At 42.2% G+C, this 16,780-nt stretch carries 15 protein-coding genes and 1 other annotated feature (1 of these 16 cut by a window edge); of the genes, 12 read left to right on the forward strand and 3 right to left on the reverse strand.

All coding sequences use genetic code 11. From position 1 onward, the window contains the following. Positions 1-36: 36 nt before the first annotated feature. From AC1TO6_RS15490 to AC1TO6_RS15505, 4 genes are all read left to right on the forward strand, one after another. Positions 37-1,719: a methylmalonyl-CoA mutase family protein gene (locus AC1TO6_RS15490; protein ID WP_482102523.1), complete on the forward strand. Its 1,683-nt coding sequence runs from the start codon at positions 37-39 to the stop codon at positions 1,717-1,719. Then, entirely contained in the window at positions 1,706-3,865 is a 2,160-nt protein-coding gene (scpA, locus tag AC1TO6_RS15495) for a methylmalonyl-CoA mutase (RefSeq protein ID WP_482102524.1), read from the forward strand. The genes AC1TO6_RS15490 and scpA overlap by 14 nt, the downstream gene beginning before the upstream one ends. A gap of 41 nt (positions 3,866-3,906) precedes the next feature. Next, positions 3,907-4,944, forward strand: coding sequence for a methylmalonyl Co-A mutase-associated GTPase MeaB (gene meaB / locus AC1TO6_RS15500; RefSeq protein ID WP_482102600.1), 1,038 nt, complete (start codon positions 3,907-3,909; stop codon positions 4,942-4,944). 66 nt (positions 4,945-5,010) lie between these two features. After that, positions 5,011-5,451, forward strand: a complete 441-nt coding sequence (locus AC1TO6_RS15505; protein WP_482102525.1) for a BrxA/BrxB family bacilliredoxin — start codon at positions 5,011-5,013, stop codon at positions 5,449-5,451. A gap of 124 nt (positions 5,452-5,575) precedes the next feature. Here AC1TO6_RS15505 and prli42 read toward each other — a convergent pair whose 3' ends face one another. Then, entirely contained in the window at positions 5,576-5,671 is a 96-nt protein-coding gene (prli42, locus tag AC1TO6_RS15510; RefSeq protein ID WP_482102526.1) for a stressosome-associated protein Prli42, read from the reverse strand. A 110-nt stretch (positions 5,672-5,781) separates the two neighbouring features. On the opposite strand from prli42, the gene mce reads away from it, so the two are divergent. The 7 genes from mce (at position 5,782) to norA (ending at position 12,985) form a co-directional block, all read left to right on the forward strand. Then, the gene (mce, locus tag AC1TO6_RS15515) at positions 5,782-6,192 is read left to right on the forward strand and encodes a methylmalonyl-CoA epimerase (protein WP_482102527.1); all 411 of its coding nucleotides are present in this window, start codon (positions 5,782-5,784) and stop codon (positions 6,190-6,192) included. 4 nt (positions 6,193-6,196) lie between these two features. Beyond that, entirely contained in the window at positions 6,197-7,744 is a 1,548-nt protein-coding gene (locus AC1TO6_RS15520; RefSeq protein ID WP_482102528.1) for an acyl-CoA carboxylase subunit beta, read from the forward strand. Between the two features lie 13 nt (positions 7,745-7,757). Next, complete coding sequence (locus tag AC1TO6_RS15525) at positions 7,758-8,879, forward strand: M20/M25/M40 family metallo-hydrolase (protein ID WP_482102529.1); 1,122 nt, start codon at positions 7,758-7,760, stop codon at positions 8,877-8,879. A gap of 17 nt (positions 8,880-8,896) precedes the next feature. Beyond that, on the forward strand, positions 8,897-9,373 hold the full coding sequence (locus AC1TO6_RS15530; RefSeq protein WP_482102530.1) for a chemotaxis protein CheW: 477 nt from the start codon (positions 8,897-8,899) through the stop codon (positions 9,371-9,373). A 74-nt stretch (positions 9,374-9,447) separates the two neighbouring features. After that, on the forward strand, positions 9,448-10,632 hold the full coding sequence (locus tag AC1TO6_RS15535) for a DNA polymerase IV (protein WP_482102531.1): 1,185 nt from the start codon (positions 9,448-9,450) through the stop codon (positions 10,630-10,632). Between the two features lie 16 nt (positions 10,633-10,648). Next, positions 10,649-11,587 carry a ribonuclease Z gene (rnz, locus tag AC1TO6_RS15540; protein WP_482102532.1) on the forward strand — a complete coding sequence of 313 codons (939 nt, stop codon included), beginning with the start codon at positions 10,649-10,651 and terminating at the stop codon, positions 11,585-11,587. Positions 11,588-11,821: 234 nt separating this feature from the next. Next, positions 11,822-12,985 (forward strand): multidrug efflux MFS transporter NorA, encoded by a 1,164-nt coding sequence (gene norA, locus AC1TO6_RS15545; protein WP_482102533.1) that lies wholly within the window; start codon positions 11,822-11,824, stop codon positions 12,983-12,985. A gap of 168 nt (positions 12,986-13,153) precedes the next feature. On the opposite strand, the gene namA is transcribed toward norA, so the two are convergent. After that, positions 13,154-14,173, reverse strand: coding sequence for an NADPH dehydrogenase NamA (namA, locus tag AC1TO6_RS15550; protein WP_482102534.1), 1,020 nt, complete (start codon positions 14,171-14,173; stop codon positions 13,154-13,156). A 524-nt stretch (positions 14,174-14,697) separates the two neighbouring features. Between namA and AC1TO6_RS15555 the strand changes: the two genes are divergently transcribed. Further along, on the forward strand, positions 14,698-15,513 hold the full coding sequence (locus AC1TO6_RS15555; RefSeq protein ID WP_482102535.1) for an aminoglycoside adenylyltransferase domain-containing protein: 816 nt from the start codon (positions 14,698-14,700) through the stop codon (positions 15,511-15,513). Between the two features lie 236 nt (positions 15,514-15,749). Here AC1TO6_RS15555 and proC read toward each other — a convergent pair whose 3' ends face one another. Next, a complete protein-coding gene (gene proC, locus AC1TO6_RS15560; RefSeq protein WP_482102536.1) occupies positions 15,750-16,559 on the reverse strand; it encodes a pyrroline-5-carboxylate reductase in 810 nt (269 codons plus the stop codon). A gap of 81 nt (positions 16,560-16,640) precedes the next feature. Beyond that, positions 16,641-16,780 (reverse strand) — a binding site (T-box leader) (it continues 74 nt past the right edge of the window).

The raw sequence follows: 16,780 nt of genomic DNA on the forward strand, positions 1-16,780 counted from the left end.
GTAGCAATTTAAAGGGGGGAAGCGCAAGCGTCCAATATGACAATACATACCATGAAAAAAACAACATTTAAAGAAACAGGATTTGAACAATGGAAAAATGTCTCTATTCAATCAATGAAAGGCAAGTCTTTTGAATCACTTATTACAAAAACAATTGAAGGTATCGACCTGCAGCCACTTTATACACTAGAAAACCTTTCGGAACATACACGCTCAAATCGTGCTCCAAAAATAGATACAGGCTGGGTAGTTGCGCAGCAGCAATATGCGAAGGATGGCAAACAGTTCGTAGCTGATCTGAAAGAGTCTATTAAACGAGGTAATGAAGCGATTGTTTATGATGGTACAAGTCCACTACAATGGGATGACTCTTCTCTTATTGAAATTGCAAAACTCATGGTGGAATATCCAGTTTTCATCACAAATACCAATCAGAATGACATGTTTTTGAATGTCTTTTCACTTGTACCGAAAACGGATCGGTCATCTGTTAAAGGGGCGATTGCGGTAAAGAACTGGAGCACTCCAGTAGATTTTACAAATGTTTTGACCAGTGGAGCAGATATGTGGGCGGTACATCACAAAGGTGCTGATACAATAACTGAACTTGCATTAGTACTATCATATATTGCGGAACAGGCTTCAAAAGTGGATAATTTTAGTTCTTTTGCTGAGGACTTCTTTGTTCGCTTTGCAGTTGACACTCATTTCTTCATGGAAATTGCAAAGTTTCGTGCATTCCGTATTCTTTGGAAAGCAATTTGTTCAGCTTATAACGTCCAGGAAGCACCGTATGTCCCGGTTATCGCTACAACGTCCTTACGTTCCTATTCAAAACTAGATCCGTATGTGAACGTATTGCGTGCTGGGAATGAAACGTTTGCTGCTGTACTTGGTGGTGCAGACGTCATCACAGTTCATCCACATAATATAATTACTGGACCGACGAGCAGTTCTGTTCGCTTGGCACGTAATATACAACTGGTTATAAAAGAAGAAACGCATGTCGATAAGGTGATCGATCCATCAGGTGGATCCTATTTTATAGAAACGTTGACTTCTGAACTTGTTGACAAATCTTGGGCGCTCTTTTTGGAAATGGAGTCTGTAGGCGGTTATGATGCATTTATCACTAGTGGACGACTTGAAATGTTACTTGAAGAGCGTAGAGCTGAAGTTGCAAACGGGAAAAAGTCGTTGATTGGGACGAATGTTTACGCGGAATTAACAGATACAAACTTCACTGATTGGGAGGGCATTCAACTTGAAGGACGTCTTGCAGAGCCTTTCGAGAAGCTAGCTGCCGAGCAAAAAGAGGATGAAACAAACATTGCATTGTTGACGTTTGGTAACTTGAAAGATTTCAAACCGCGTGCGGATTTTGTTAGCGGGTTTTTAGCAACAGGTGGAATGCGCACTAAGTGGAGTCCTGCATTTGATAATGCACAACAAGCAATTGAATGGCTTAAGCATGAAAAACCAGCCTATGCAGTCGTCTGTGCAACATCTAATCTCACTGAAACTGTAATGGACCAATTACTGGCAGGAAGTCCACAACATCTTGTGTTAGATGCGGCAGGAAAGTATGACGCTGCTCTTGCCGAGAAGTGGATGAATGCAGGTTTAAATGGTTTTGTTTTCGCAGGTCAAGATAAAGTGGAAAAACTGATAGCCATCAACGACAAATTGAAAGGTGGCGCGATTAATGAACAAGCCTGATTTCAACAAAGTAGATTTGCAGCATACTTCCAGTAATTCGACTGAAATAACAGCTCGGGCAGGAGAGGTTTTCAGAACAAACGAAGGAATCGATGTCAAAACGCTCTATACAGATAAAGATACCGAAAACCTTAACCATTTAACTGATTTACCTGGTATTGCGCCAAATACCAGAGGCCCCTACCCGACGATGTTCGTTTCAAGACCATGGACAGTTCGCCAATACGCCGGATTTTCGACTGCTGAGGAAAGCAACGCATTTTATCGTCGAAATCTGGCAATGGGACAGAAAGGGTTATCTGTAGCGTTTGACCTTGCGACTCACCGCGGCTACGACTCCGATCACCCGCGTGTTACGGGAGATGTCGGAAAAGCAGGGGTTGCTATTGATTCGGTAGAGGATATGAAGATTTTATTTGACGGCATTCCGTTGGATCAGATGTCCGTATCGATGACGATGAATGGCGCAGTGCTGCCAATTATGGCATTTTACATCGTAGCAGCTGAAGAACAAGGTGTGTCGGCTGACAAACTTGCTGGTACAATCCAAAATGACATTTTGAAAGAATATATGGTAAGGAATACATATATTTTCCCTCCTGATATGTCAATGAAAATCATTGCAGATATTTTTGAATATACATCTAACAATATGCCGAAATTCAACTCAATATCAATTTCGGGCTATCATATGCAGGAAGCTGGAGCAACGGCCGATATCGAGCTTGCCTATACGCTTGCGGATGGGCTTGAATATGTTCGTACAGGTTTGAAAGCGGGCATTGATATTGATTCATTCGCACCGAGGTTGTCGTTTTTTTGGGCAGTTGGCATGAATTATTACATGGAAGTTGCAAAAATGCGGGCTGCACGTAAAATGTGGGCACAAATGATGCAGACGTTTGAACCGGAAAACCCGAAATCTCTTGCTCTACGCACGCACTCTCAGACGTCTGGTTGGAGCTTGACTGAACAGGATCCGTTCAATAATATAACTCGCACATTGATTGAGGCGAATGCTGCTGCGATGGGACATACCCAATCACTTCATACAAATGCGCTAGACGAAGCAATTGCTTTGCCGACGGATTTCTCTGCCCGAATTGCGCGAAATACGCAATTGTTCCTGCAAGAAGAGACGATGATGACAAAAGTAATCGATCCATGGGGTGGCTCGTATTATGTTGAAAAACTGACGGACGAGTTGATGGGGAAAGCATGGGAACTAATTGAAGAAATCGAGGAGCTCGGCGGTATGGCGAAAGCGATTGAAACTGGTCTTCCGAAGATGAAAATCGAAGAAGCAGCAGCAAAACGTCAGGCGCAAATCGATTCACGTGCAGAGTCAATTATCGGGGTGAATAAGTACCGTCTGGAGACAGAAGATCCTATCGATATTTTGGACATAGATAATACGCTCGTTCGCCAAAAGCAAATTGACCGTATTAACTTGATGAAAGAAGCTCGCGACGATGAAGAAGTCACTAATTATCTCAATGAGTTGACTGAAATCTCACGTAGCGGTAACGGCAATCTACTTGAATGTGCGGTTAAAGCGGCACGCGCACGTGCAACTATCGGTGAAATTTCAGACGCGATTGAAATAGTATCGGGCAGACATAAGGCGGTGATTCGTTCCGTGAGTGGTGTATACAGTTCGAACTTCTCGAATACTGAGGAAATCGAAGAAGTGAAAATGATGGCTGAGGATTTTCTGGAAAACGAAGGTCGTCGTCCGCGTATCCTTATTGCGAAAATGGGACAAGACGGTCATGATCGAGGTGCGAAAGTAATCGCTTCTTCCTTCGCGGACCTTGGTTTTGATGTTGACATTGGACCTCTTTTCCAAACACCAGAAGAGACTGCATTGCAAGCCGCTGAAAATGATGTGCACGTTATTGGGGTGAGCTCGCTTGCAGCCGGGCATAAAACACTTGTACCCACACTCCGGGAGGAACTTGCCAAAATTGGACGGGAGGATATTCTGATTGTTGTCGGTGGCGTTATTCCCGCACAAGATTATGCATTCTTACGTGAAAATGGCGCAGCCGCAATTTTCGGTCCGGGCACAGTCATTCCAGTTGCTGCGCAGAAAGTAATTGAAGAAATCTATCGCAGGCTTGGCTACGAGGAAGTGGCGGATTGAAAGAAAAAAACCGTTTACTTGATGACAGCGCTCTAAATGTGATGGACGGAATTACATCCTCACATGACGGCATGGCAGCAACTGCGCGAAAGCGATTTGTAAAGAAAGAGCGCATCATTCCGATTGAAGAGTTATCGGAAAGGATATCCAATGGTTCTCGGCTTCATTTAGCAAAAGGAATTACACTTCTTGAAAGCATAACTTGGGATGATAAAGTGGCGGGTCAGCAACTTCTACTAGACCTGCTACCGAAAACGGGTAACAGCATAAGAATTGGAATCACTGGAGTTCCGGGTGCAGGGAAAAGTACATTTATCGAAGCATTCGGACTGATGCTAGCGAATCAGGGGTATAAGGTTGCGGTACTTGCGATCGATCCAAGTTCCACTGTAACAGGCGGCAGTATTTTGGGTGATAAAACACGTATGGAAGAACTCGCTAGGCATCCAAATGCTTTCATTCGGCCTTCTCCAACAGCTGGGACACTGGGCGGCGTACACAAAAAGTCGCGTGAAACGATGCTCCTTTGTGAAGCGGCGGGCTATGAGGTTATCTTGATTGAAACAGTTGGTGTTGGCCAGAGTGAAACGGTCGTTCGCGGAATGGTCGATTATTTCATGTTGCTCGTGCTTACGGGGGCGGGAGATGAATTGCAAGGGATGAAAAAAGGGATTATGGAGTTGGCAGATGGTGTTGTCGTACATAAAGCGGACGGAGACAATCTGAGGCTGGCGAAAAAGACCGTACGAGAATACCGTCAAATCCTACATTTTCTTCAACCGGCTTCACCAGGCTGGACATCAACGGCATTGCCTGTTTCCTCAACTGTAAATACAGGACTTGAAGAAGTATGGAAGACGATAAATTTATTTAAAGATACAATGGATCAAGCTGGATTTTGGGATGGACGTAGGCAGGGACAAACGAAAGACTGGTTCCGTTCCATGATTAAAGACCGTCTTATTGATACTTTTTTTGCTCAGCCCGGTAAAAAAGAGGAAGTCGCTGAACTTGAGAAAGCATTGCTTGGCGGAAGTCTTACAGTAACGGTCGCTGTTGAAAAGTTGTTCGAAAGCTAGACTTTTTGCAGGAACCGTTTCCACCTGCTATGATATAGAAGAAAATAGAAAGGGGTTTGATTATACATGAATATGAATTTTGATCTTTATATGAATGATATCCTTAAAACAGCACGTTCGGAGATGGAAGCGAGCGGATATGAGCAATTGACAACACCTGAGCTAGTTGAAGATGCTTTTAAACGTCCCGGTACGACACTTGTTATGGTGAACTCAGTTTGTGGTTGTGCAGGCGGTATCGCACGTCCAGCGGCTGCACATTCAGTGCATTACGACAAACGTCCGGATCACTTAGTAACTGTGTTTGCAGGACAAGACAAAGAAGCGACTGCTCAAGCACGCATGCTTTTCGGAGATGATCACTTGCCCTCTTCACCGTCATTCGTTTTAATGAAAGATGGAAAAATGGTGGCTGAGGTTGGTCGTTATGAAATCGAAGGACATGATCCAATGTCTGTCGTGGCAAACCTGCAAAGCCAGTTCGAAGAATACTGCGAAGAACTGTAAAAATAGAGAGTAGCACGTCTTAACGTGAAACCGCTATAGTAAAAGTCATTAACACTATATGTTTTTTAATTTGCAAAACAAAACAGTCCGTACGTGCTAGCTGCACATGCGGACTGTTTTGTTATTACATAATCATGCTTAAACCAAATGCGAGAGTGGAAGCGACCATTGCTCCAACCATCACTAAGACAACGACTTTCTGTACTTTACGATTAGACATCGGACAAAACTCCTTAAGCTTTATACTTCTATTTTAACAGAAATACTGAATTCCACAACATCTGTTCATTTAATGAGGTAAAATGTACAATAGGAGAAGGGGGAATCATTATGCAAAAAGTAGATCATGTTGGAATCGCTGTGAAGAGTATTGAGACATCTATTGACTATTATATACACACGCTCGGACTTTCACTATTGGCTATCGAAGAAGTCACAAGTCAGAAAGTTCGTGTCGCATTTATAGATGCTGGAAATATCAAACTTGAATTACTCGAACCACTCGGGGAAGACGGGCCAATTGCTAAATTCATCGAAAAACGCGGTGAAGGGGTCCATCATATTGCATTTGGGGTTACAGATATACGAACTAGGATGGCCGAGCTGCGAGAAAAAGGTGTCCAATTACTACAAGAAGCACCCAAACCTGGTGCCGGTGGAGCAGAAGTGGCATTCCTTCATCCTAAATCATCGTTCGGAGTTTTGTATGAACTATGCGATAAAAGCGGTAAAGGGGACTGAAAAGATGGATATTTATGATAAAATAAATGAGTTATATGATAAAAAAAGGGAAATTGAACTAGGTGGCGGAGACGAACGAATTGCTAAACAACATGAAAAAGGGAAATTGACTGCCAGGGAACGAATTGATTTGCTTCTGGATCCGGGTTCATTTGTTGAATTGAATCCTTTTGTTGTACACCGTACACGGGATTTTGGAATGGACAAGCAAGTGGGACCTGGGGACGGCGTTGTCACGGGCTACGGTAAAATTAACGGTAGACCCATTTATTTATTTTCACAGGATTTCACTGTTTTTGGTGGGGCACTAGGTGAAATGCATGCGATGAAAATTGCTAATGTGATGGACCTCGCTGCAAAGAATGGTGCACCATTCATTGGCTTGAATGATTCAGGCGGAGCGCGTATTCAAGAAGGTGTCGTCTCACTTGACGGTTACGGAGAAATATTCTACCGTAACGCTATATATTCAGGCGTTATACCGCAAATTTCTGTGATTCTTGGACCTTGTGCAGGGGGTGCTGTTTATTCGCCTGCCATTACGGACTTTGTTTTCATGACAGACGAAACAAGTCAGATGTTCATTACGGGACCGAAAGTAATTGAAACGGTTACGGGTGAAAAAATTTCATCTGAAGATTTGGGTGGTTCTAAGGTACATAATACGATTAGCGGTAATGCGCACTTCCGTGGTAAAGATGAGAAGACGGTACTTGAGAGCGTTAGAAAATTACTTGCCTATTTACCACAAAATAATAATGAAAAACCACCAGTTGCGGAGTATGATGAAGTAGATGATTACCGTGCAGATTTAGCAGATGTTGTGCCGTATGAAACAATCAGGCCATATGACGTACGAAGGGTCGTTGAACAAGTCGTTGATGCAGATTCCTTTATGGAAGTTCAAGCGGAATTCGCAAGAAATGCTGTCGTCGGATTGGCTCGCATGAAAGGAGAACCTGTTGGCCTTGTTTGTAATCAGCCTAAAGTGATGGCTGGAGGGCTGGATATTGATTCATCCGATAAAATTGCCCGTTTCATACGCTTCTGTGACTCATTCAATATTCCACTCATTACGTTTGAAGACGTTACGGGCTTCTTCCCGGGCATCAAACAAGAGCATGGTGGTATAATTCGACACGGTGCCAAAATACTGTACGCCTATTCAGAAGCAACAGTTCCAAAAATCACAGTTATTCTGCGTAAAGCATTTGGCGGAGCTTATGTTGCATTGAATTCAAAGTCAATTGGAGCAGATCTTGTTTATGCATGGCCAAACGCTGAAATTGCAGTTATGGGCGCACAAGGTGCGGCAAATATCATCTTCGCGAGAGAAATCGCAAACAGCGACGATCCCGAAGCGATGCGTGCAGAGAAAATTGAAGAGTATCGTGAGAAGTTCTCGAATCCGTACGTTGCAGCATCACACGGTATGGTCGATGACGTTATTGATCCGCGTGAAACCCGCATTAAACTATTACAAGCACTCGACATGATGCGCAACAAACAAGAAACTAGACCGTACAAGAAACATGGTAATATACCGCTATAGGGAGATGTTTTGGATGAATAAACAAAGACTATTAGACGAATTTTTGGAATTGGTTCAAATAGATTCGGAAACAAAAGACGAACGTCAAATTGCAGATGTATTAACAAATAAAATGCTGGAACTTGGATTCGACGTTGAAGAGGATGATTCTGACGATCGTACTGGACATGGAGCAGGTAATCTAATTGCGACAATGAATCGGACAGCTGAAGGAATTGAACCGATTTATTTCACTTGTCATATGGACACCGTTGTACCAGGTCAGGGAATTAAACCTGAATTACGCGAGGACGGATATATTTATTCGGATGGTACAACAATTCTTGGTGCGGATGATAAAGCGGGGATTGCTGCACTTTTTGAAATGGCGCGTACATTAAAAGAAAGTGGTCAGCCACATGGCGATATTCAGTTTGTTATTACAGCTGGTGAAGAAAGCGGCCTTGTAGGTGCGAAAGAGTTGGACATGTCAGTAATTAAAGCTAAGTTTGGCTACGCTGTTGACAGCGATCAAAAAGTGGGTGGCATTGTAACTGCTGCACCATTCCAGGCGAAATTACGGACGACAATCCATGGGAAAACGGCACATGCTGGCGTTGCTCCTGAAAAAGGCGTCTCGGCTATTAACATTGCGGCCAAATCCATTGCTGCAATGTCACTTGGTCGGATTGATTCGGAAACGACTGCTAATATTGGACGCTTTGAAGGCGGGCAAGCAACGAATATCGTCTGTGATGAAGTTCATATTTTAGCGGAAGCACGGTCCATTAATTCAGACAAACTGAATGAACAAACGGAGCATATGGTGCGGACGTTTGAACAAACTGCTGAGCTGATGGGCGGAAGAGCTGAAACGGAAGTTGTACTCATGTATCCTGGCTTCAGTTTTGAAGAAGATGCACAAGTCGTGCAAACAGCGATAACAGCCATTCGGAATATTGGATTGACGCCGGAACTAATGACAAGCGGTGGTGGAAGTGACGGCAATGTATTCAACGGTGCAGGCATTCCCACAGTCACATTATCCGTCGGTTATGAAGAAATTCATACAAAAAATGAACGCATGCCAGTTGATGAATTGAACAAACTGACAGAACTTTTGCTTGAAATCGTACGTGTAACAGCGACTGCATAATAGAGGGGGCTTACCACATGAGTGACTTGAAAGCGGTCATCGTTCAATGCGGTAATGAAGAATATGCGATTTCCATTGAGGCGGTCGTGTCTATCGAGCGACTCGAGCATGTGAATCGGATTCCTCACCTACCCAACTTTATGCTGGGACTTATGCGGATTCGAGGGGAACTTGTTCCGATTCTGGACTTCGAACAAATTTTATATGGAAAAAGTGCACAAGGACGAGAGGACGCCCGCGTTGTCGTCGTTCAGACCGGCAGTTTATTCATGGGGTTACTCGTTCTGGATGCAAAAGAAATTCTTGATATCCCTGGAAGTGCTTTGACATCTTCGGCTCTCATGGCTTATTCACGAACACCTTACTTCACGTCAGTTGCAAATTTGGAGAACCGGATGATTACTGTTGTCAATCCGGAGATTCTATCCAAAACTCTGGCTGGTATGGATAAAATCAGTGACTATGTAGAAGCGCAATTGGCACTAGAAGAGTAGTATGCAAACCGGACAGTGTCTTCTGTCCGTTTTTTGCATTATAATTACACTAAAAGTAAAGGAGGGGAAGTGTCGTGACAACGGTTGGTGCATCACGGGCAAAAGTTATTCTTCATCTTGATATGAATAGTTTTTTCGCATCCGTCGAACAAGCGCACGACCCTTCGTTGAAAGGAATACCACTCGCTGTCGCTGGTAATCCGAAAGCAAGGAGAGGCATTCTCGTGACGTGCTCTTACGAAGCGAGAGCGTTCGGTGTTTACACGACAATGACTGTCGGTGAGGCGAAAAGGCTTTGCCCGGATCTCGTAATAATTCCACCTGACTTTGAAAAGTATCGAACCGCTTCTTCTGCGGTTTTTGAATTGCTTAGAACGTATACGGACCTTGTCGAACCGGTGTCCATAGATGAGGCGTATATTGACATTACAGCAATCGGTGGTTTGACTGATGCCGTAAATATTGCTATGTCCATGCAACAGCGTATTTTACAAGAGCTCGATCTCCCCTGTTCAATTGGTATTGCACCGAATAAGTTCTTAGCAAAGACAGCATCGGATATGAAAAAGCCGATGGGTGTTACGATTTTAAGGAAACGACAAATTGAATCGATTTTATGGCCTCTACCCGTTATTGATATGCATGGAATTGGGGAGAGTACAGAGAAGAAATTGAATACGCTAGGTATTTATACAATTGGCGATCTCGCGAAAATCGATGAACTCACAGTCAAGTCTTCCCTTGGTAAGCAAGGAATCCGTCTTCACAATCGTGCAAATGGTATTGATGATCGGCCTGTAGACCCAGGAGCAGCTGAAGAACGAAAAAGTGTAGGCAGTTCAACTACATTGCCTGTGGATGAAACAGACTTGGACGAATGCTTGAAAGTTTTCAAATGGCTGGCGGAAAAAGTTGCAGTCCGCCTCGACAATCGGCAACTTGCTGGTACGGTAGTTATGATTCAAATTCGTACAGCCGACTGGCACAATCAAACACGGAGCCGGACTGTCCTCAATCCTCTTTATAAAGAACAGGACATTTACAAAGAGGCGACTGATTTGTTTAAAAAACATTGGGACGGGGAGCCGGTTCGTCTTCTTGGAATTACTGTTACAAACGTAATTCTGATGAATGAACTGCATGAGCAACTATCGATTTATAACTATGAAAAACATGAGAAAGAAGAGACAATGGATACATTATTATCACAATTGGAACAAAAGTTTGGTCCTGGAACTGTAAAACGGGGCTTTAAATGAAAGGAGGACATATATTATGGAACTGCAATTTCTAGGAACAGGCGCGGGTATGCCTTCAAAAATGCGTAATACATCAGCAGTCATATTGAATTTATCCGCTGAAGGAGAAGGTTATTGGCTCTTTGACTGTGGGGAAGCGACACAGCATCAGATTTTACATACTTCTCTGAAACCAAGAAAAATCAGCAAAATATTCATTACGCATTTACACGGTGATCATATATTTGGGTTGCCGGGTTTAATTGGCTCCCGTTCGTTCCTTGGAGGTAAGGAAAAACTTGATATATACGGGCCACCTGGACTTAACGAATGGCTTCAGACAACGTTGCGAGTTACAAATACCCATTTAAATTACGAGTTGCACATCCATGAAGTTAGTGAAGGTCTGGTATTTGAAGATGCTAACTATCGTATTACTACAAAGAACTTACAACATATTATTCCGTGCTTTGGTTACAGAATCGAGCAAAAACCACTTCCAGGAAAATTACTAATTGAAAAAGCGAAAGAAGCGGGAGTTCCAAATGGTCCGCAGTTGAAGCAGCTAAAAGATGGAGAAGATGTGACATTGGATGATGGACGAATCGTTTCTAGTTCAGAAGTCACTGGCGACCCCAAAAAAGGATTTACGGTTGCCATTCTCGGAGATACCAGCTATTGCGCCGCTGCCGTTGAACTAGCGCAAGATACGGATATTTTAATTCACGAAGCTACTTTCGATAATGGAACTGGAAACCTGGCAAAAGAGTATGGTCATTCGACGATTGGTGATGCCGCTATAACGGCAAAAGAAGCGGGAGTAAAAACCCTTATCGCCAATCATATTAGTGCGCGATTTATGGCAAGCGATGTGGCACAGCTGCTTAAACAAGGTACGGCAATATTCCCAAACCTATATATCGCTGAGGACTTTTCTCGGTTCGAGTGGAGAGATGGGGAAGTTTTTAGAGAGTGAAATTAGAATCCTGATGAAAATAATTCGTAATGGATAGAATAATGAAAAATATGAAGGAGTCAGTCGGGCTCTTTCGTCCCTTTAGATTACCGTTAAATGTTTTGGCAGAGCAATTTCAATAAACTTAAGAAATCATATTAATTATTATATGAATGATGTTATACTCGTGAGAGAGTCAGTATTGTGTATATTTCGACGCAATTCACCTAGTCGAGAGTTAGAGGAGTTTACTATATGAAAAACAAAAAAGGCGTATTAGCTATTCTATTAATGAACTTATTTATTGCCTTTTTAGGTATTGGACTCGTTATTCCAGTATTACCGACGATAATGAATGAGCTGGAAATCAGCGGTTCAGTCGTGGGCTACATGGTTGCGGCATTTGCGATTACGCAGCTTATCTTCTCGCCAATCTCAGGTCGATGGGTTGATAAATACGGTCGGAAAATTATGATTGTGGTGGGCTTATTCATATTTGGCTTTTCGGAGTTTTTATTCGGAATGGGACAATCGATCGAAGTCCTCTTCATTTCACGTATGCTTGGTGGAATCAGTGCGGCGTTCATCATGCCTGCGGTGACAGCCTTCATTGCAGATATTACAACGAGTACAAACAGATCAAAAGCACTCGGTTATATGTCAGCTGCCATAAGTACAGGCTTTATCATTGGACCCGGGATAGGCGGTTTTTTAGCCGAAATCGGCACGCGGGTTCCTTTCTATTCGGCAGGAGTATTAGGGGTATTTGCAGCTATTCTTTCAATCGCTCTATTGAAAGAGCCTGAACGTGCAGATGAAGAAGTACCGACGCCAGGACAAAAGACTGGGTTAAGCCGCATTTTCATACCGATGTATCTAATAGCGTTTATAATAATATTTGTCTTGTCCTTTGGCCTCGCAGCCTTCGAATCGTTATTCAGCCTATTCGTCGACCACAAATTTGGCTTCACGCCAAAAGACATCGCTATCGTCATTACAGGAAGCGGGATTGTCGGGGCTGTTGCGCAGGTCTTATTGTTTGATCGGTTAGTAAAAAACATGGGTGAAATCAATGTAATTCGCTATAGTTTAGCAATTTCAACAATACTTGTGTTATTAATGACGTATGTCAGTTCATATTTCTCCATTCTACTAACAACATTCGTTTTATTTGTCGGCTTTGATTTAATACGCCCAGCGGTTACTTCTTATTTATCAAAAATAGCGGGTAACGAACAAGGCTTTGTCGGTGGTATGAATTCTACTTTCACAAGTCTAGGTAATATTTTCGGTCCGATAATCGGGGGTGTGCTATTTGACATAAACCTGAACTATCCTTACTACTTTGCAGCGATTGTCCTATTGATCGGCACCATTATCGCTCTTTTTTGGAAGAAACCGAAACATATCATGTTTTGATTTCTCCACAATGAAGTATGAAACATTTCAAATGTATTACTTCGCTCACTAAAACGCAGTTTTTCGTAAGTGGAATTTCAGGAAAAAAAAGATGGAATGGCCATAATTGGCTCTTCCATCTTTTTGTTGTGTCTAAAGATCCTTCACGGGTTTTCGGTTATTCACTGGTTAAAATTTCCATCCGCGCTCATATTGTTTTGGTGCTTTAATTTCCTCGCCCAATTCTTTTGCCGCGGTATAAGCCCAGTACGGATCCCGTAATAATTCACGGGCAAGTAAAATCAAATCAGCTCGTCCATTTTTCAATATTTCTTCTGCTTGGATTCCTGTCGTGATTAGACCAACCGCGCCTGTTGATATTTCGGCACCTTCTTTGATTGTTTCAGAGAACTTCACTTGGTAACCAGGGAATACATCAATCGCTGCTGGTACGAGCGCCCCAGAGCTGACATCAATCAGATCCACTTCTTGCAATTTCATCCACTTCGCCATTTTTACGTATATTTCGGGTGTCATGCCACCATCACTATAATCATGTGCAGAGATACGAACAATAAGTGGGCCATCCCAAACGGCACGTACTTCATCAATAATTTCTTTCAAGAAGCGATAACGGTTTTCTAGCGATCCACCATATTCATCTGTACGCTTATTGGAAAGGGGTGACAGGAACTCGTTAATGAGATAGCCATGTGCACCATGAAGTTCGATAACATCAAATCCAGCTTTTTTCGCGCGTAAAGCGCCATCTTTGAATGCTTGTATGGTCGTTTTAATATCGTCTTCGGTCATTTCGACAGGTGTTTTATATTTTTCATTGTAGGCAACTGCAGATGGAGCATAAATATCGCCGTCAACTGTCGCTTTACGTCCAGCATGTGCAAGCTGGATTCCTACTTTCGTACCGTATTGCTGCATGAGACGGACTGTTTCTCCCAAACCTTCAATATGATTGTCACTCCAAATACCTAGATCTTGCGCAGAAATACGTCCCTCGGGTTGAACTGCTGTTGCTTCAACAATGATAAGACCAACTTGACCGACAGCGCGTGTGGTGTAATGCGTCTTATGCCAATCCTCAATCATTCCATCTTCGTTATGGCTCGAATACATGCACATCGGCGACATAACGATACGGTTTTTAAATTCAACGTCACGTAATTTAAATGGTTCAAATAACTTTGCCATGTTTACATACCTCCTAAATGATTAACACGACAAGTATAACAAAGACGAGATGTTAAGACAGTTCAGCCGTCTTAAACCGATTTAAATCTCTTATTCAATTAGCGAATCAATTGATAAGGTGATTATGAAGATAAAGAGAAAAATCACATTAGTCTTTCTACTCTATGGTGAAATTTAATACACTAACGTTAAAACCGAAATTGAAAGGATATAAGTTTTGAAAAAAAAATAGGGATTTGACGCTTTTCTAGTATTAATTCGTTTCAGCTTTGGTAGTAATTTGAACTATCTTTCATACTGCTCGTCTAACTAATAATAGTAAAGTAGTAACCCGTAAACGTTCTTTTATCGTATAGAAACTGCAGGCAACGCAGCGATTTTATATTCAATAGAAAATGAAATTTTGGTGTGACGGAAAATGGAGATGATTTTCATTATAAACATAGTAAATAAGAATTGCCGTACTAGCTGCGGCTATTGTATGAAGTATAGTTACATTCATTTTATATATGGGGGAGAGCCTGATGGGGGAAATACCTGTTGTTGTACAAACCGTTCTAAACGATTCTATAGCATTATTTAACGAACTTTTACCAAATACACTCGAAGGATTTTATATCCAAGGATCAATTGCGCTGAATGCCTACGTAAATGATTCAAGTGATATTGATTTTATTGCAATTACAAATCGTCGTTTGTCAGGGGAGGAAGTGGAAGTATTAGCTGAAGTCCATAGTATAATAACCAGAAACTATCAAAAACCGGAAATGGATGGAATCTACATTATGTGGGGGGATATTGGTAACCTAAAAGTTGTCGATACCATTTTACCTTACTATAACGATGGTAAATTGAGTTATGGTGCTTATTTCAACTCCATTACTTGGTGGATATTGAAAAAGCATGGAATTAACATGATAGGTCCAGAACCAAGAGAGCTTAGAATTGAAGTTGACTCACATGATCTGATAACCTATGTAAGCGACAATATAAATACGTATTGGGCCAAACGGATTCAAAGTATTGAGGGTTCAATTGAGCAGTTACTTCAACTACCTTCTGAAGCGATTGATTTTGAAATTGAGTGGTCCGTTCTCGGCTTGTTGCGTCAATATTACACCTTAAAGGAACATAGCATTATATCCAAACTTGGTGCTGGAGAGTATGGATTGCTGCATTTACCAGGGGAATGGCATCAGATAATTAAAGAGGCAATAAATGTTCGAAAAGGTGTGGGGAGTGAATTTTTCACTTCTGATGAGCTGAGGATTGATATGGCTTTAAGATTTTCGAAGTATATCATTCGTTACTGCAACAGTAGCTTAATCCGAAAAGCATAGTGTGATTTAATATGAGTATTTTTTATCTATTAATTTGCTACTACTATAGGGGATTATTATGGCTTACAAAATTGTGTTTTTCGATATTGATAGAACTATAACTTACCATGAAGATGGTAGTATTTTAACGAATACATGTTTTGTTTACTTGAACGATAACTCGAATAATAATCACTTTAAATAGTGATCTATTATTCGAGTTTGACGTTCTACTGTTTATTACAAATTGAGTAACTTTAAGACATTGCTCCAAGCTCACGCGAACGCCTCTCCGCCTGACTAATGCAGTCCGCAACCGTTTCTTTAAATAGACCTTTTTCCAAAGCTTCTAATCCTGCTTGCGTTGTGCCACCTGGACTTGTCACGTTTTCGCGCAGTTCCGCGGGTTCCGCACTTGTTTCTTTCAACATCGCCGCAGCTCCTTCAATAGTCTGGATAATAAGCGCACGTGCTACTTCTTTTGTAAGACCCTTGCTGATTGCCGCTTCTTCAAGTGCTTCCGCTAAATAATAGACATACGCCGGGCCGCTTCCGGAAAGAGCAGTGACTGCATGTAGGTCATCTTCTTCGACTTCTCTCACCATCCCAATTGAATTGAGAAGACCGAGTATATGTATTTTTAACGCATCGCTAACCGCACTATTCCATGCGATACCACTGGCTGATTTTCCGATTGTAGCAGATGTATTGGGCATAGAGCGCGCGATTGGTCTAAAACCGAGACCTGTCTCGATTGTTTGTATTGAAACACCTGCAATGACCGATAAAACCGCTGTCTTTTCAGCCAAATGGGGAAGTGTGTCTGCCATCACTTGGTAGATGTCTTTTGGTTTTGTCGCAAGTACAATGAGATCTGCATTTTTCAGCGCTTCTTTGTCCTTGCTAACAATCGAGATTCCATATTTATTGTGCAGTGAAATTAGTCTTTCATCGTCCGATCTGTTCATGACGTAAACATTTTGAGGTATTACAGCACCTTGCTCCACAATACCGGAAATAACGGCTTCCGCCATCGATCCGGCTCCTATAAATACAATCGTTTTCATCTGAATTACCTCTTTCATTCCGTTAATAACAGCATAAGTTCCTTTGACAGACGCAAAAAAAATGCGCTCTCGCCCCTACTAAATAAGGACGAAAACACATGTTTCCGCGGTACCACCTAAATTTACCGATTATAAACCGGTACATCTCGTTCTTTCTTAACGCGAAAGGCACGCCTGTGTTTCCACAGCAGCTCGGAAGGAGGTTCAAAGCGGGAGAGGGA

Source organism: Sporosarcina sp. Y352 (genome assembly GCF_056786535.1).